This window comes from Mesorhizobium sp. WSM4816 (genome assembly GCF_055811535.1).
The window spans coordinates 193,704-210,229 of the sequence record NZ_JBVVQR010000008.1 but is presented as its reverse complement, the minus strand read 5'-3'; the positions used below and the strand labels follow the sequence as shown (position 1 = coordinate 210,229).

The 16,526-nt window shown below is 58.1% G+C and carries 12 protein-coding genes and 5 pseudogenes; 15 read left to right on the top strand and 2 right to left on the bottom strand.

Features of this window, described 5'->3' with window-relative positions; translation table 11 throughout:
* Both AC0L3H_RS12680 and AC0L3H_RS12675 read left to right on the top strand, forming a co-directional pair.
* On the top strand, window positions 1–216 hold a 216-nt coding region (locus AC0L3H_RS12680; protein WP_473585658.1), incomplete at its 5' end, for a hypothetical protein.
* A gap of 42 nt (window positions 217–258) precedes the next feature.
* Window positions 259–345 (top strand): annotated as a pseudogene (locus tag AC0L3H_RS12675) (SAM-dependent methyltransferase); the annotation flags it as partial.
* Window positions 346–903: 558 nt separating this feature from the next.
* Here AC0L3H_RS12675 and AC0L3H_RS12670 read toward each other — a convergent pair.
* Window positions 904–1,002, bottom strand: a pseudogene (locus AC0L3H_RS12670) (transposase); the annotation flags it as partial.
* 248 nt (window positions 1,003–1,250) lie between these two features.
* Here AC0L3H_RS12670 and AC0L3H_RS12665 point away from each other — a divergent pair.
* From AC0L3H_RS12665 to AC0L3H_RS12620, 10 genes and pseudogenes are all read left to right on the top strand, one after another.
* Window positions 1,251–1,844: a NodA family N-acyltransferase gene (locus tag AC0L3H_RS12665; RefSeq protein ID WP_473480706.1), complete on the top strand. Its 594-nt coding sequence runs from the start codon at window positions 1,251–1,253 to the stop codon at window positions 1,842–1,844.
* Window positions 1,845–1,965: 121 nt separating this feature from the next.
* Window positions 1,966–3,240: a chitooligosaccharide synthase NodC gene (gene nodC / locus AC0L3H_RS12660; protein ID WP_473585657.1), complete on the top strand. Its 1,275-nt coding sequence runs from the start codon at window positions 1,966–1,968 to the stop codon at window positions 3,238–3,240.
* A gap of 49 nt (window positions 3,241–3,289) precedes the next feature.
* Entirely contained in the window at window positions 3,290–4,312 is a 1,023-nt protein-coding gene (gene nodI / locus AC0L3H_RS12655) for a nodulation factor ABC transporter ATP-binding protein NodI (RefSeq protein WP_473585676.1), read from the top strand.
* 3 nt (window positions 4,313–4,315) lie between these two features.
* Window positions 4,316–5,104 carry an ABC transporter permease gene (locus tag AC0L3H_RS12650; protein ID WP_473489054.1) on the top strand — a complete coding sequence of 263 codons (789 nt, stop codon included), beginning with the start codon at window positions 4,316–4,318 and terminating at the stop codon, window positions 5,102–5,104.
* 292 nt (window positions 5,105–5,396) lie between these two features.
* Entirely contained in the window at window positions 5,397–7,433 is a 2,037-nt protein-coding gene (locus AC0L3H_RS12645) for a carbamoyltransferase family protein (RefSeq protein WP_473585675.1), read from the top strand.
* A 1,695-nt stretch (window positions 7,434–9,128) separates the two neighbouring features.
* On the top strand, window positions 9,129–9,251 hold the full coding sequence (locus tag AC0L3H_RS12640; protein WP_473498017.1) for a hypothetical protein: 123 nt from the start codon (window positions 9,129–9,131) through the stop codon (window positions 9,249–9,251).
* Window positions 9,248–9,907, top strand: a complete 660-nt coding sequence (gene nodB / locus AC0L3H_RS12635) for a chitooligosaccharide deacetylase NodB (protein WP_065010656.1) — start codon at window positions 9,248–9,250, stop codon at window positions 9,905–9,907. The genes AC0L3H_RS12640 and nodB overlap by 4 nt, the downstream gene beginning before the upstream one ends.
* Before the next feature lie 464 nt (window positions 9,908–10,371).
* On the top strand, window positions 10,372–10,995 hold the full coding sequence (locus AC0L3H_RS12630) for an FMN-binding negative transcriptional regulator (protein WP_473494344.1): 624 nt from the start codon (window positions 10,372–10,374) through the stop codon (window positions 10,993–10,995).
* Between the two features lie 28 nt (window positions 10,996–11,023).
* Window positions 11,024–11,675 (top strand): annotated as a pseudogene (locus tag AC0L3H_RS12625) (LysE family translocator).
* A gap of 286 nt (window positions 11,676–11,961) precedes the next feature.
* Window positions 11,962–12,704: pseudogene (locus tag AC0L3H_RS12620) on the top strand (TIM barrel protein).
* A gap of 31 nt (window positions 12,705–12,735) precedes the next feature.
* Here AC0L3H_RS12620 and AC0L3H_RS12615 read toward each other — a convergent pair.
* The gene (locus tag AC0L3H_RS12615) at window positions 12,736–13,677 is read right to left on the bottom strand and encodes a LysR family transcriptional regulator (protein WP_473585656.1); all 942 of its coding nucleotides are present in this window, start codon (window positions 13,675–13,677) and stop codon (window positions 12,736–12,738) included.
* 124 nt (window positions 13,678–13,801) lie between these two features.
* Here AC0L3H_RS12615 and AC0L3H_RS12610 point away from each other — a divergent pair.
* The 3 genes and pseudogenes from AC0L3H_RS12610 to AC0L3H_RS12600 all read left to right on the top strand — a co-directional run bounded on the left by AC0L3H_RS12610 (window position 13,802) and on the right by AC0L3H_RS12600 (window position 16,476).
* Window positions 13,802–14,398: pseudogene (locus tag AC0L3H_RS12610) on the top strand (NodA family N-acyltransferase).
* Window positions 14,398–15,519: a nodulation factor fucose acetyltransferase NolL gene (gene nolL, locus AC0L3H_RS12605; RefSeq protein ID WP_473585674.1), complete on the top strand. Its 1,122-nt coding sequence runs from the start codon at window positions 14,398–14,400 to the stop codon at window positions 15,517–15,519. The pseudogene AC0L3H_RS12610 and the gene nolL overlap by 1 nt, the downstream one beginning before the upstream one ends.
* A gap of 51 nt (window positions 15,520–15,570) precedes the next feature.
* Window positions 15,571–16,476 carry a LysR family transcriptional regulator gene (locus AC0L3H_RS12600; RefSeq protein WP_473585655.1) on the top strand — a complete coding sequence of 302 codons (906 nt, stop codon included), beginning with the start codon at window positions 15,571–15,573 and terminating at the stop codon, window positions 16,474–16,476.
* The last annotated feature ends 50 nt before the right edge of the window (window positions 16,477–16,526 follow it).

Genomic DNA, 16,526 nt, shown 5'->3' with positions numbered 1-16,526 from the left:
GCGATCGTCTTCGGCCTGTCCTTCGCCACCTTGCTGACTCTGGTGGTGACACCGTCGATGCTGATGGTGTTCACGCGTAGCAAGAACAGCCGCTTCTATGCATTCTTCCGACGGGTATTCCGGCGCGGCAAGAAGGTCGGTGCGACTGTAGAGACCCCCGCAAGACCGGGCTCGCTTGACGAGCCGGCGATCGCCTTCCCGAAGGCCGCCGAATAGGCCAACTTTGCTTGGAGCGCCATGATGAACAAATCGTTGATCGAGATGACACGCATCGAGTGCCGGGGCGCGTCGATCAATGAAGACTGCCTGCTGGCCCGCTTCCGAAAGCCGATTTCCGCTTCCTGATGAAACGAATTGTCGAAGTTGACTTGGAGACACTGTGCGCTCGTGGTGTCAAGCTGACCCTATATGTGGACGTATAAGAGCGCCCGATTGCAACAAGTTAGCTGGATCCAGTTGATGCTCACAACAGCTGACATATATCCGGCTTCTTCATGCGGATCGATGTTGAGCGCGGCGAGCCTCGACGGGTTTTCGCCCGCTTCCACCTCAACGGCCCCAGACGTCGGCCGAAGCTTTTGCGGTCCACACATCAGGTTCGGACGGTCCACACATCAGGTTCGGAAGCGACGGGGTGACCGTTTCCCAATCTCTGTCATTTTGCTGCAAGGCCGAGGTGCGCCCTCCTTCTCGCTCTCCAGGTCCGTCAGGCTGCTTTAACCGACAGTACCGGTTGCCAGGCAGCGAGCAGCGACCAGACGATTTTTGTTGCCGAGCGCGACCGCCGCGCCATTGGGATGCCGCCTTTGCCGCAATTTGTCGAGGCTGCCGCTTCGCGGAACCTGTTTGCCGCCGGCGCGATCCAGAGCTGCGCGATCGCCTATGGATCATCAGCGTGCGTCAACGGTCGCCGCGTTTGCTGACGCCTAACAGTCGGGCCCATCCTCCACTTGATCGCTGCTTCGGCACGAGGCGCAGCCACGCCGCTGGCGGCCGCTCTGAAGCAGGTTGTGTCACCGACAGCTGCCTCGGTGCCGTCGCTTTATGGGCCAATCGAGCACGGCCGGAAGGTTCAGATCATGGGCCTTCGAAACGCATGGGTTTTAACATCCATAGCGTGGATGCTCGCGATCTAAACAATCAATTTTACCAATCTGGGCGGGTCGTTCATAGACCCCCCACATGACATGCACCGCGTTGCTCTGCCGCGTGAGGTGCACAAAAGAACCCGAAAAAGAGGAAGTCTTCGCATGCGCTCTGACGTGCAGTGGAGGTTGTGCTGGGAAAATGAGTTGCGGCTTTCCGATCACCTCGAACTCTCTGAGTTCTTCCGGAAGACCTATGAGCCTACCGGAGCCTTTAATGGAAAGCAATTCGAAGGCGGTCGAAGTTGGGCCGGTGCGAGGCCGGAGGTCCGCGCAATCGGCAATGATGTGCACGGGATAGCGGCTCACTTGGGCCTGCTGCGCCGATACATCAAAGTTGACGACGCTGATCTGCTTGTCGCTGAACTCGGTCTATACGGGGTGCGTCCGGATCTTGAGGGGCTAGGAATCGCCCATTCGATCAGCGCGATGTATCCAGTGCTGCAGCAGCTTGGCGTTCCATTCGCTTTCGGCACGGTTCGGCACGCGCTCCGGAACCATGTTGGGAGGTTCTGCCGCAAAGGCTTGGCGAGCATTTTGTCGGGCGTTCGCGTGCGTTCAACCCTCCCGGACGTGTACCCCGATCTGCCTCCCACGCGAGTCGACGACGACGTACTCGTCATGGTGCTCCCAATTGGACGCTCAATGAGCGAGTGGCCGGCCGGCACTTTGATCGATCGGAACGGTCCAGAGCTATGAAGAGCACCCGCAATGATGTCAGTCAGCGCGACCCGCCCCTCATCGCATTGATCGATCTGAATCCAGCATTGACCGCGGATTTATTGTCCGCTCGCTTCCTCAAATTCACTGAAAACATCTCATGAATCTCTTTGCCCCAGCCAGTATTGTTGCAGTCTGCTCTTATGCGCTGCTGTCGACCGTCTATAAGACCGCGCAGGTGTTTTATACCCTGCCTACAAACGTACCGCCGACCTCGGGCGAACCGGCCAGCTGTGAGCCTTGGCCGAGCGTCGATGTCATTATCCCGTGCTACAACGAGGCTCCTCGCACCCTCTCGGACTGCCTGGCTTCCATTGCAAGTCAGGACTACGCCGGAAAACTGCAGGTCTATGTTGTTGATGACGGTTCTGGAAACCGCGATGCCCTCGTAGGTGTACACGAGGAATACGCTCGTGATCCGAGGTTCGACTTCATTGCGCTCCCAAAGAATGTCGGAAAGCGCAAGGCACAGATTGCGGCGGTTCGCCGCTCGTGCGGAGATTTGGTGCTCAATGTAGATTCGGACACGATACTCGCGCCGGACGTCGTCACAAGGCTTGCGTTAAAGATGCAAGATCAAGCGATCGGCGCCGCCATGGGCCAGTTGGCGGCTAGTAATCGCAATGAAACTTGGCTGACGCGGTTGATTGACATGGAATACTGGCTCGCCTGCAACGAAGAGCGGGCAGCGCAGGCTCGGTTCGGTGCCGTCATGTGTTGCTGCGGTCCGTGTGCCATGTACCGGCGATCAGCGCTTGTTTCGCTGCTGGATCAATACGAGACGCAGCGCTTTCGAGGGAAGCCGAGCGACTTCGGTGAGGATCGCCACCTTACGATCCTGATGCTGAAAGCAGGCTTTCGAACAGAGTATGTCCCGGAGGCCGTCGCGGCAACAGTCGTTCCCAGCAGCATGGGTCCCTATCTGCGCCAACAGCTTCGCTGGGCCCGGAGCACGTTCCGTGACACGTTGCTGTCGCTCCAACTGCTGCGCGGCCTTAATATTTATCTCACATTGGACGTGATCGGGCAGAATCTTGGCCCATTATTGCTCTCTTTGTCGCTCCTGGCTGGGCTCGCGCAATTCATAACGACAGGTACTGTGCCTTGGACGGCATGCCTGACGATTGCGGTCATGACTATAGTTCGCTGCAGCGTGGCAGCGTTTCGTGCGCGCCAACTTCGATTCCTCGGATTCTCGCTCCACACACTCATCAACATCTTTCTCTTGCTCCCGTTGAAAGCATACGCGCTGTGTACATTGAGCAATAGCGATTGGTTGTCGCGAAGCTCGGCCGCCACTGTGACAGACATCGACGGCGCCCTTCCAAAGCCCGCCTTGGTGGGATCTGACGCAGCTTACAGCGAACAGCAATAGTCACGTGATCGCAGGTAGATGAGTTTTGAGCCAGGACCAGAAACATCAAGTGTTGACGCGAAAGTTGGGCCCAGAGGATTTGCGGCGGCCGGAGACTCCTCCGATCGAACGGGAGTCTCACCGGCAGGCAAGCGCGAAAAGCTCCGTGCATGACTCTCTGTCGACCGTGGCAATCGATTTCGCCGGCGTAACCAAGTCGTATGGGAACAAGGTCGTTGTCGACGACCTGTCGTTCACCGTTGCGTCGGGAGAGTGTTTCGGCCTCCTCGGACCAAACGGGGCCGGCAAAAGCACGATTGCGCGTATGCTCCTCGGCATGACATGCCCTGACGCGGGCACGATCACGGTGCTCGGCGTCCCGGTGCCGGCGCGCGCTCGGCTGGCACGTAGGGGCATTGGCGTGGTCCCGCAATTCGACAACCTTGACCAGGAATTCACGGTACGCGAGAACCTGCTGGTGTTCGGACGCTACTTCGGCATGAGCACACGCGAGAGCGAAGCGGTCATCCCGTCGCTTCTCGAGTTCGCTCGCCTCGAGCGCAAGGCGGATGCGCGCGTCTCGGAACTGTCCGGCGGCATGAAGCGATGCCTGACGATGGCGCGGGCGTTGATCAACGACCCCCAGCTCATTGTGATGGACGAGCCGACCACCGGCCTCGATCCGCACGCGCGCCACCTGATCTGGGAGCGGCTGCGCGCGCTGTTGGCACGCGGCAAGACGATTATCCTGACGACCCATTTCATGGAAGAGGCTGAGCGACTATGCGATCGGCTGTGCGTGCTCGAAAGGGGTCGCTACATCGCCGAAGGCCGCCCGCAGGCTCTGATCGACGAGCATATCGGATGCCAGGTCATGGAGATTTACGGCGGCGATCCGCACGAGTTGCATTCGCTGGTCAAGCCACATTCTCAGCGCATCGAGATCAGCGGCGAAACCCTCTACTGCTATGGGCCAGACCCTGATCAGGTGCGCACGCAACTCCAGGGGCGACCAAGTCTGCGCCTTCTTCTGCGTCCAGCCAATCTCGAGGATGTTTTCTTGCGGCTGACCGGGCGCGAGATGGAGGAGTGAACGATGATTGAAGGTCTTGCGGCGGTGCTGCCCGCCAATGCGTGGAACTGGGTTGCGGTGTGGCGCCGCAACTATCTGGCATGGAAGAAAGTCGCATTCGTGGCGATTCTCGGTAACCTCGCCGATCCAATGATCTACCTTTTCGGCCTCGGTACCGGCCTCGGCATAATGGTCGGCCGCGTCGACGGTGCGCCGTACATCGCCTTTTTGGCGGCCGGCATGGTCGGGGTCGGTGCGATGACCGCCTCTACCCTCGAAACACTGTACGCGGCTTTCGCTCGCATGCATTCTCAACGCACATGGGAAGCCATGCTGTATACGCACGTTACCCTCGGCGACATCGTTCTGGGGGAACTGGCGTGGGCAGCCACCAAAGCCTTCCTGGCCGGTATGGCAATTACCATTGTCACCGCAGCCTTGGGCTATACAGCCTGGCCGTCCGTCCTCTATGCGCTGCCATTCATCGCTCTGACAGGGTTCGTATTTGCCAGCCTCGCGATGGTCGTCACCGCACTTTCGCCCAGCTACGATTACTTCGTATTTTACCAGACGCTTATCCTTACACCCATGCTGTTCCTCTCGGGCGCCGTTTTCCCATTGAATCAGCTGCCTGACACCTTTCAGAAGATAGCGCGATGCATGCCGCTGTCACATGCGATCGACCTCATTCGTCCGGTTATGCTTGATCGCCCGATCGGCGGCATCGCCCTGCACATCGGTGTGCTCGGCCTGTACGCGCTGTTGCCATTCTTCCTCTCGATGGCGCTGTTGCGCCGCCGACTGATGCGCTGACGCGAAAGAGAAGGAGATAAACCATGCGCTATGGGCGCAAATAAAAACGACATCGCCAGCGTGTGCCGCGAAGGGTTTTGGCTGGCGTCGATTCAATCCCACAACGCTATGTAACGCCCGGCGTCTCGAGCACAGGATCTTATGTTGATCCCGGCGGACCTCATAGAATTTCCTTGAGGCCGGTAATGTTTGGCTGGCGTTCGGGCGCGAGCGACAACGCGGCCTGTCTTTCTGATCGAACGGTCTCGAGACAAGCCAATTTAGTATTCCTGTACGACAAATGGAGAGCGAGATGCTGTGTCTAGGATTGAACGGCGGATTGGACAAAGTCTATGAAAACAGATTTCAGATTCCAAACACATTCATGCACGATGGCGCTGCGGTGCTCGTCCGGGACGGACAGGTCATTGCGGCGGTAGAAGAGGAGCGCCTCAATCGGATCAAACATTCCAACAAGCTCCCAATTAGTGCGGCTCAATACTGTCTTTCAGCAGCTGGGGTTCAGCTCAGCGAAATCGATCGAGTGGCGTTCTACGCTACCGAAGACTATAGCAACGCAATGCTTGAAAACATGCTTGTTTCCCAGCCGGACGCCTCCATTCCGTTGGATGCTAAACTGTTGATGCAGCAGCTGCTGGCGCAGGAGTTCGGTACCGAGCTCGACGCTTCGCGTATCTCATTCGTAAGTCATCATCAGGCGCACGCCGTGAGTGCTTTTGCAATGTCGGGCTTCGAGCAAAGTCTGATTTTCGCGATTGATGGCTCTGGTGATTTCCTGTCGGGCCTTGTGGCGGTTGGATCTGGTACTGAAGTTACGCAACTTGCGACTTTCCCAGAGAACAATTCTCTCGGGCAATTTTATCTCGAGACGATCCGGTATCTCGGCTACGGCTTGTTCGATGAATATAAGGTAATGGGGCTTGCCCCCTATGGCGATCCCGTCCCCTATCGCGAGCTTTTCGAGCAATTCTATGAACTCTCTGCAAACGGCGAGTATCGCGTCCACCTGGACCGCATCGGTCCGACTTTGCTCCGCAGCATTCAGGTTCGGCAAAAGGGAATGCCATTCACTCAGCAGCATATGGATGTGAGTGCGTCGTTACAGGAAGCGCTCGAACGCATCGTGTTTCACATTCTTCGCCATTATCGTGAGGCCACCGGGATGACGCGGTTGTGCCTGGCCGGCGGAGTTGCGCACAATTGCTCCATGAACGGCAAGCTACTCTATTCAGGACTTTTCGAAGACATCTTCGTGCAGCCCGCATCGCATGACGCTGGATGCGCATTAGGCGCCGCGCTAATCGTGTCTAATGAGCTGGGCCGCCCAGCGCCGCGTACGCGATTGCAGGAGGTCTATTGGGGGCCGGAACTCGCGAGCGATCACGCTGTCGAAGAGGAACTAAAGGCATGGGCGGGGCACCTGGAGTTTGAACGCACTGAGGAGGTGGCGGATAGGGCAGCCGAGTGGATGGTCGGTGGCGCGGTGATCGGCTGGGTGCAAGGTCGTTCGGAGTTCGGGCCGCGAGCGCTCGGAAATCGCAGCATTCTTGCCGACCCCAGGCCCGCTTCAAACAAGGACCGGATCAACGCTATGGTCAAGAAGCGGGAAGGATATCGCCCGTTCGCCCCATCAGTGTTGGAGGAGGATGCGCGCGAATTTTTCGACCTCCCGGGCAGTGCGTGCGAATTTCCCTTCATGAATTTCGTAGTTCGTGTGCGCGATTCCAAGCGTGACTTGCTCGGCGCCGTCACGCATGTCGACGGTACGGCTCGGCTGCAAACAGTATCGCGCAAGGCCAGTCCGGCCTACTGGGACGTCATCAATGCCTTCAAGCAGCGGACAGGCATCCCAATTCTGCTCAATACGTCCTTTAACAACAATGCAGAGCCGATCGTAGATTCAGTTGCAGACTCGATTGCCACGTTCCTGACAACAGAGCTGGATGGACTTGTGGTCGGGCCGTACCTCGTCAAAAAACGGGCCGCAACGCTGCAGGATTGGACTGCGCTCGCGGTTTCATTGCCGCCTTATGTATCCCTGCATAAAGTCCGCGCATACACGGCGCAGGATCGCCACGAGACCGTCTGCGAAATCCGAACGGATCACCGTGACTGTGCGCGTATTTCACATGGCTTGTTCGATCTGCTGACGCGGATCGAAGGCGAAGCCGTGCTCGCGGATCTCCTCGACACAATCACGCTGGATCAGGGCCTGCGCGAGGCTCTCACAGGAGAACTGCGACTATTGTGGGAGCAGCGCCACGTTCGGATGCATCCCTCGCGAGCTGCTCGCGTCCACCAAAGATGCCAAAGTCTGGACGACCGATAACAGCTGCCCAAACACCGGTCTGCACTTCATATGACGGCCTCCAATCCAATTGACCGAGGCAAGGGTCCTGATGATTGCGTCTGGCGCGAGCATGCATGTTCGCTCCAGCTAACGCTTATTGCAGTCGCGGATCAGCAATGGATTTGCTTGCCGGTGGCTCAAGACAGCGCCAGTTCGTCGTTTCTCGACGGCGTACCGGGTCGGTGACCGACCCTGCGACATCAGCTTGGTGTTACGCATAGCGGATGGGACGAGCGTTGGTGGATAGATTGGCGTGGGTTGACCCCGGCGGCGAGCGGGCTGGGCCGCTTGCGGGAAAGGCGGCGGCCCTTCGGCGCGCCAAGCCGGCATGTTCGTCGTTGAGCTGCTTTGGCAAAATGCGTCGGTGGGACGACGATCTTGTCTTAATGCGGCTTGATGCTTCGGCCTCCAATCATCCGGCCCTGTTGTTGGCATCCTTGATTTACGGCAATACGACGCCGGTGCAGATTTCGACGACGCCATCTTCAGGGAACCGAGGATCTGTTGGTCAAGGTCACGCAGGGGTTAGCGTTGGCGATGCCCGACATCTGCTCTCGGGCAATCGCCTGATCGGGATGGGAGTCGAGGAAGGGGAGCGCCCCTCGAGCACCTGCGCGATCGCAAGCGTCATGGTCTGTGCCCTTCGCGAAGCGCAAGAGTCTTCAGCCTGCGCAGAACCAGGTAAGGCCGAACATAGCGAGAGCGAGAGCGCGGCGCCGGTGATGTAGGTAAGCCCGTGTGGAGGGTTTTCGCGCCGCCGAGGATTGCGCCGCCAAGCCGGCGGCCCCATTCGACTTTCGAAGCCGTAGGTCGAGTTCAGGATGACGGATGGCTGAACGGCACTGGAAACACCAGCTGGATCGTAGCAGGATCGCGCGGGTAGCGAAGCCGATTGGCTGTTCGCAGACCGGGCCAGTCTTGGGTCGGTGGGCGGGCTCGGGCATCCACTTCGGACGTGCATTTGGCTTTCAGGAAGAGTAGCTGCAAACTGGTTCAGTTGGCAGGAAAAGAAATGGTCCAGTCTCCAGCTCCCGGTGGCTCAATCCGCCCGCATGGCATGGGGCGCGCCAGATCTACGAAGCGCTTCGTGAGCAGATACTCAGAGGCGTCTACGACACCGGCAGCGACGTCGTCGCTCAACCCTGAGACGTGTTCCGCACGCGGGTTAGAACATTCGCGACCGCTCATCGTAAACAGGTCATCGTTGAAAGCAATTGGGCGATGGCCGCGCTCATGGCCGGCTGAATTAGCTGATGCGGCTTGCCGCCACCGTGCCGTTGCGCTGGTCAGCAGTGCGTGGAGCCGACGAGGAGCTTCACATCAAGGGCCCTTGTCTCATCGTCTCATCTATCCGCAACGTGGATGCTTGTCATCGACACATTCGATTTTGACTATCGGACAGGACATTGCATAGGAAGAGTTCAAGGAGCAGGCTAGGGAGATTGTCGATGTATGCGGTTGGCTCCGAGGAGCATTTTCTGGTGTGTGCATTCTGGTCTGCGCCGAACATTAAGCGAGCCGATCCCCTTTTCGACCAGGTACCTCGGTGATCGCGCAAGCTGCATCGCGTCGGCTCTTTCGCCACAAGCCCCCAACTGACGTAGGCGCCTACCCCAAGGATCAACAAGTCGAGGTTTCCCATGCGCTCCCAAGGACGGTGGAGGCCACTCAGAAGTGCTGGATCTCGACACGCCGCCTCGCGTGGAGGACGTGCTCCTCGTGATTATGCCGATTGCGCGGCCGATGAGCGAATGGCCGACCGATGCAACAATTGACCGGAAGGATCCGGAGCTATGAAACATCTTGATGACGGATGGGAGGTGCAGAGTGAGTGCGCTGATGGAACCGGTCGTCGGAGCGTTTATCTGACGTTTGACGACGGTCCCGATCCATTCTTCACACCACAGATACTCGATGTGCTGGCGCAAAATCGGGTGCCAGCGACTTTCTTCGTGATTGGTGCCTACGCCGCAGAGCACCCGGACCTCATCCAGCGAATGATCGCAGAAGGGCATGAGGTGGGCAACCACACGATGTCTCATCCGGATCTGTCCAAATGCGGCTTGGGCGACGTCCAACGTGAGGTATTTGAGGCGAACCGTGCCATCATGGTAGCATGCCCCCAGGCCTCGATCCGCTACATTCGCGCGCCATACGGCGCCTGGAGCGAAGAAGTGTTCACTGCGTCAGAGATCGCCGGGCTGGCGGCCCTTCATTGGTCGATAGACCCAAAAGACTGGTCGCGCCCCGGCACCGATGCGATCGTCGATGCTGTGCTCGCCTCGGTCCGGCCCGGCGCAATCGTGCTCTTGCACGACGGTTGTCCTCCCGACGAGTCGAGACGGAGCACTCAAGCCGGTCTGCGCAACCAGACCGTTATGGCGCTATCCAATCTGATTCCGGCATTAGATGCCTGCGGATATGAAATTCGCCCGCTTCCAGAACATCACTGAAATGCGAGATCCTATGAACCTGCTTTCCCAGCCAGTGCCTTGGGTCTCGCTTATGAAGGCTTACAGACTTCGTCGACATCGGACGAACTGTCGGCTCCGACCCGTTGACTAAGCGTAGACGTTTGTTGTCACCTGCTACAATGAGGACCCGCGCAGCCTCTCGGCATTGCCTGGCATCGCCGGAACCTCTTCGACGATTCTTTCAATATGGTCTCCGGGATCGCGGGCTGCGTCCACAAGGTTTGGCAAACTAGTCGCCATTGCCGGGACACGCCCGACCCCTCGGCTGCGAAGGACCAGGGGTTCTCCGATTCGCACACCCCGCTTGGATCTGCTCCTCGATCGTCACGATGATCGGGCGCGATGCCGTTTTTCTCAAACTGGACCACGTCGATAGCTTCTGACTGGCTGTTTCTAGCAGGCCAGCTTGCCGGTATGTGATCGGTAACGCAAGGAGTTTCGCGATGTACATCCCTCCCGCTTTCCGCGACGACGACAAGGAGTCCCTGCGCGCCACCATCCGCGCGGCGCTGCTGGCGAACTTCGTTACAGTCACGGCGGAAGGGCCGCTCGCAACGCCACTGCCCCTCTTCCTTGATGAGAGCGAGGGCGAGCACGGCGTGATCTACGGGCACCTAGCGAAGGCTAATCCCCAGTGCCGTGTTCCGCCGATCGGCGACGGCTTGGCCATCTTCATGGGGCCGGACGCTTATGTGACGCCGGCATGGTATGCGACCAAGCGGGAAACGGGGAAGGTCGTCCCAACCTGGAATTACATCGCCGTCCACGCCTATGGTCCGGTCGAGTTCTTCGAGCATGCGGGAAGACTGCTGGACGTCGTGGATCGTCTGACTGACCACCACGAGGGCGAGCGGGCCTCGCCTTGGGCGGTGTCGGACGCACCGCCGGATTTTGTACAGGCGCAACTCCGCGGAATCGTCGGCCTGCGCATGCCGATCACGAGGCTGGAGGGCAAGCGCAAACTGAGTCAGAACCGGAACGCGGCCGACCGCGATGGCGTGGCCGCGGGCCTTGCGGCGAGCGAGCGGGCGGTTGACCGCGAGCTCGCGGCTCTCATCCCAAAATAATCATGAACTTTGTCGGAATCGACCCATGTTGCCAGAACTGACCCCATTCGCCCTGTACCTCGCCGCGGCCTCCGTGGTCGCCATCACGCCCGGTCCGGGCATCTTCTACGTTGCCGCGCGCACGCTCGCCGGCGGTCGTCCGGAGGGTATCGCTTCCAGCTTCGGCACGGGATTGGGGGGGCATGATCCACGTCCTCGCAGCAAGCCTAGGTGTTTCCGCGATCGTGCTCGAGAGCTCGGAACTGTTCTCCGCATTGAAGCTGTTCGGCGCGGTCTACCTCGTCTGGCTAGGCTTTCGTACCTTTCAAGCCGTCCGCCGCAAGGGAGCGACTGGCGGCGATGATGGCGCCCCGGTGCGTTCAGTCGGACCCCGGCGGGCGTTTCGTGAAGGGGTGCTGGTCGAGGCTCTCAACCCGAAGACGGCAGCCTTTTTTCTAGCCTTCCTTCCGCAGTTCGTGAACCCGAGCGCAGGGCACGTAGCTCTGCAATTCGTGGTGCTTGGCTCCGTGTCGATTGCGCTCAACACGCTCGCCGACATCGTGGTTGCCGTCGTAGCCAGCGGCATTCAAGACGGCGCGGCAGCGCGTCCCGGGTTGATCCGCCGCCTGAGAGAGGCGTCGGGCGGCGCGATGGTCGCGCTGGGTGTCGGTCTCGCTCTGGCGAAGCACCCTGCTGCCTGAACCTTGAATTCGATGGGTTGGGCATCTCTCCGGGTTGGCGGGTTAGTTTGCGGAAGCAGATGGATGGCTGCGAGTTAGCTTCGGTCATTACACCATTCAGGCGATGTCTGAGCAGGCGCGGCACCACAGTGAGGGAAACGTGAGTTCGACTGCCTGGCCTTCCTCATGACCATCATTTTGGCCCTCGCGAATCAATGCACGTAGAAGCCAGTCAGCCGAGAATGACTGCGGTTTCATAGGAAAGCCAAGCCATGCGCCAAGCATCGCCCGCTTTGCACTCGATCACATGGCGACGCCCGGACTTGACGTCAGGGCACTTTTCGCTTTTGCCGACCAGGGCCTAACCGACGCAGCCGACAGTACAGCAATGCTATTGCACGCGGCAGCCGGCGGCGGACGTCCGGTCTGCCGCCGCTGAAGCAGGCGTTGGGATTTTTCCATCAATGCCTTGCAGCGCTTCAACGAGTGGACTCCTGCCCCCAGGGCCGAGGCGAGCAAGCTCGCCGATTTATGCGGCGGCCTGCGGAGGCAAGACGCTCATGCTGGTGCCGGTCAACGATGGCTCCTGGCCTGCCAATGGCGAGCGCCGGGGCGATCTCCGCGTCGCCTTGAAGGCGCTCAAGCCGATCCTCCAGCCGCGCGGACCTGATCGGTCTCATCGAGCCGCTGGGCTTCCAGACTTGCTCGCTTCGATCGAAGAACGGAGCGGCTAAGGCCATTGCCGCCATTGATGGCCAGTCCGTCTTCCGCCTCGTGCACGACACATCACGCCGCTCGCCGGGGAGCCGTTCTTCTCCTGCGACCTGGCCGGTCTCGTGCACATCTCAACCGTGAACAATCCGATCCACTGGATTTACCCGGATCGCGTCCTATTCGGCTCCGACAATGGCAGCCAGATCCGGGCGCTGCTTGATGGCGGCTATGGGGGGCCCCTTCTCATTCCCACCGTTTGTCGACGCAGCCCACCCGCTGGACGACCTCGCAGGCGCACTTTCCGCGACTATCGATCTCGTTCGACACGCCTGTTGACACGAGTGCCGGTGTGAGACGCGGTAGTCAATCAGGGCTTGCGACCCTTTTTGGTGTCCCGCGGAGAACTCATTCGAGACGCCTCCTGTAACAATATCTCTCGCATCCAGACGCTTGCCGCATCACTGTTGTGAAGGGCGGGCCATTGGAGGGCCTCGGTAAATGCGGGAAGCGGCAGCGGAAGTTCGATGATCTGCAGTGGGAAGGTTTTCTTGAAATGCTGAACCAGCCGGAAGGGCATGGTCGCTATACGAGCTGTGCCTGAGACCATCGGCGGGATCATGCTAAAGGCCTGCACGATAACCTCGACACGTCTCTTGAGGCCATGCTCAAGAAAAAACCGCTCCTCGATGGAGGGCTTCAGCGCCCGCCCGAACTTGGCCGCAACGTGCCTCATCGACATGTATCTCTCGAATGTAAGCTGCTGTGGCAGCTGCTTGTTCGTGGGGCAGCCTACGCACACGAGCGTGTCGTCGAACAGCGCCGCTCTTGGATGTGCGCTCGACATGAACAATTCCGGACAAATCAGAAAATCGACGTCACCGCGCCGGAGAAGCTCATCGGGCTCGTCGTCGAGCGGCAGCAATTCGAAGCTGACGGCGGGTGCTTCGCGTGCAACACGCTCCACGACCTTTTCAAAAAACACCAGTGTGGCGAAATCGGAAAGGGTGATCCTGAAACGGCGATCGGATTGAGCCGGATTAAACGGATCCCAAGAAATAATCGAGCTCTGGATTTTCAAGAGTGCGCCGCGAACAGCGGGGGCGAGTGTTTCCGCACGTGGGGTTAGAACACGTTCACGGCCGCTCATCGTAAACAGTTCATCGTTGAAATAATCGCGCAGCCGGGCGACGGCCGCGCTCATGGCCGGCTGACTTAGGTTGATGCTGCTTGCCGCCGCCGACAGGTTGCGCTGGGTCAGCAGTGCGTCGAGCACGACGAGAAGGTTCAGATCAAGGCCTTTGAAGCGCATCGCTTTCACTTATCCATAGCGTGAATGCTCGCGATCTAAACAATCGATTTTACCAAACTTCCAGGGCGCTGCATAGATGACCGGACCTGACATGCACCCGATCACGCCACGGCTTCTGTAGCGTGTGCTGGGAAATGACTTGCAAGTAGCCGATCATGTCGAGCTCTCCGCTTTCCTCCGAAAGGCCTATGGCCCGACAGGGGCTTTCAGGCGGTCGTAGCTGGGCCGGTGCAAGGCGGGAGGCTCGCGCAATCGGCTCTATGTGCGGCGTAGCGGCTTACTTGGACCTGCTGCGCCGTTCATCACGGTTGGCGAGGTTGATTTCTTGGTAGGCGAACTCGGATTGTACAGGGTGCATCCGGATCTTGAGAGACTCGGAATGAGCCATTCTATCCACGTCATCCGTCCGGTGCAGCAGCAGCTTGGCATTCCATTCGCTTTTGGCACGATTCGGCACGCGCTGCGGAATCATCTTGAGAGGTTCTGCAGAGACGTCCTGGCGACCATAGTGCCGGGCCATCGCCTCGCCACACATGATCGCGACCGCCACTGCGCTCCAGGTTTGCGATCAGGCACTGGGATTTCGTCCGCTCGGTTGCAGCCAGTCGGCCCTCGATACCACGCCCCGATCCGCGTAAACTTCGATCTTTTCACCGAAACTGGCGTGCTCGCCGTGCCCAGAAACGGCCGTAGCAACCGCAACAGATGGGCTGGAGTCTGATGCTTGATCAAATAACAGTCGGAGCGAAGGGACGCGGCTCACGCCCAGCAGAGACGCACGACCGAGACCTAAGCCTTGATTTCGCCAAAGGTATACTAATTACTTTAGTGATAATTGGGCACTTAGTACAATATTTAATTTATCGAGGCACTGACGATTTCTGGACGTCTCCGTATTATAAGTCGATCTACATGTTTCATATGCCTCTCTTTATGGCGATAAGTGGATATGTTTCTTCTGGGGCAATTTTGCGAAAACCGTTCATTCAAGGGGTCGGCAATCGAGCAACGCAGTTACTACTACCAATGCTTTTTTGGTGTGCGTTAATTTGGACACTAAAGTCCGCCATGATCCCTCCTGCGACAAGCTTAACTGATGGATTGCTGGACTTTTCGAAGGAATTAATTGGAACATACTGGTTCATATGGGCGGCGTTTATCTCATTCATTCTAATTAGACTGTTTACGAGTTCCAATCGCGTATCGATGTGGATTATAAGCGCATCTGCAATTGCAGTCGCATGCGCGCCCATCACATTATCAATAGCCCCGTCATTAAGATACACTTACCCATTTTATTGTCTCGGGTTCTTGCTTGCGCAGCCGATTGGATGGCAGAAAATTATCATTTGGGCAGACAAATCAATTTTTGTAGTTTTGCTGTCAATAACAGCTTTGATATGCTTTATTTTGTGGGGAAAGGAGACTTACGCTTACAACAATCTCGTATTAATTCATGATAAACAGTCGGCTGAACAAGTATTTATGATGTTCACTGGCTCGGCAGCAGCTTCTGCAGTAGCGATGCAGCTTATGTTCCGGTGCTGGAGAATTGTCTATTCAACTAGAGTAGCTCAGTTTGTCGCGGTGGAGCTTGGTCAGAGCACGCTGCTGCTTTATCTGGTTCAGGGTGCCGCGTTTCGCCTCACGGATTTTATACAGTTTGGAGAAGTCTGGAATCTCACGACCAGAATCGCGTTCGCAAGTGTTCTGGGAGTGGCGATTGTCGTCACAGCACTGGCAATTCGCAAGATTGCGCGCGACCTTGGATATGTGTCGCAGATCCTTGTCGGAGCGCCGCCACGCCCAAGTCTGCTCAAATCTCAATCTGCAATGAATTAGCCGCCCACAATGGTCGCGATGACAAGCAACCACGTTACGGACAGATGAGGCATGCGTTTCAAAGGCCTTGATCTGAACCTTCTCGTTGTGCTCGACGCACTGCTGACCGAGCGCAACCTCACGGCGGCGGCAAGCAGCATCAACCTAAGTCAGCCGGCCATGAGCGCGGCCGTCGGCCGGCTGCGCGATTATTTCAACGATGAACTGTTTACGATGAGCGGCCGCGAACGTGTTCTAACCCCACGTGCGGAAACACTCGCCCCCGCTGTTCGCGGCGCACTCTTGAAAATCCAGAGCTCGATTATTTCTTGGGATCCGTTTAATCCGGCTCAATCCGATCGCCGTTTCAGGATCACCCTTTCCGATTTCGCCACACTGGTGTTTTTTGAAAAGGTCGTGGAGCGTGTTGCACGCGAAGCACCCGCCGTCAGCTTCGAATTGCTGCCGCTCGACGACGATCTCGATGAGCTTCTCCGGCGCGGTGACGTCGATTTTCTGATTCTTCCGGAATTGTTCATGTCGAGCGCGCATCCAAGAGCGGCGCTGTTCGACGAGACATTCGTGTGCGTAGGCTGCCCCACGAACAAGCAGCTGCCACAGCAGCTTACATTCGAGAGGTACGTGTCGATGAAGCACATTGCGTTCAGGGTCGGCCGTCCGCAGATGCCATCCATCGAGGAACGGTTTTTGCTTGAACATGGTCTCAAGAGACGTGTCGAGATTATCGTGCAGGCCTTTAGCATTATCCCGCCGATGGTCTCAGGCACAGATCGTATAGCGACCATGCCCTTCCGGCTGGTTCAGCATTTCAAAAAGACTTTCCCTCTGCGGATCGTCGAACTTCCCCTGCCACTACCCACGTTCACTGAGGCCGTCCAATGGCCCACCCTTCACAACAGTGATCCGGCAAGCACCTGGATGCGGCAGATAATGTTGCAGGAGGCATCCCGCATGTGAAGCCGCGGGCGCTCCTGGCGAACGGCACGCAAAAATTGGGTCTGACTCCA

Excerpts from the sequence above, each read along its gene's own strand:
- AC0L3H_RS12600 (WP_473585655.1), top strand. The coding sequence starts at position 15,571 with ATGCGTTTCAAAGGCCTTGATCTGAACCTTCTCGTTGTGCTCGACGCA.
- AC0L3H_RS12630 (WP_473494344.1), top strand. The coding sequence starts at position 10,372 with ATGTACATCCCTCCCGCTTTCCGCGACGACGACAAGGAGTCCCTGCGC.
- AC0L3H_RS12645 (WP_473585675.1), top strand. The coding sequence starts at position 5,397 with ATGCTGTGTCTAGGATTGAACGGCGGATTGGACAAAGTCTATGAAAAC.
- nodB (WP_065010656.1), top strand. The coding sequence starts at position 9,248 with ATGAAACATCTTGATGACGGATGGGAGGTGCAGAGTGAGTGCGCTGAT.
- nodC (WP_473585657.1), top strand. The coding sequence starts at position 1,966 with ATGAATCTCTTTGCCCCAGCCAGTATTGTTGCAGTCTGCTCTTATGCG.
- nolL (WP_473585674.1), top strand. The coding sequence starts at position 14,398 with ATGCTTGATCAAATAACAGTCGGAGCGAAGGGACGCGGCTCACGCCCA.
- AC0L3H_RS12615 (WP_473585656.1), bottom strand. The coding sequence starts at position 13,677 with ATGCGCTTCAAAGGCCTTGATCTGAACCTTCTCGTCGTGCTCGACGCA.
- AC0L3H_RS12650 (WP_473489054.1), top strand. The coding sequence starts at position 4,316 with ATGATTGAAGGTCTTGCGGCGGTGCTGCCCGCCAATGCGTGGAACTGG.
- AC0L3H_RS12665 (WP_473480706.1), top strand. The coding sequence starts at position 1,251 with ATGCGCTCTGACGTGCAGTGGAGGTTGTGCTGGGAAAATGAGTTGCGG.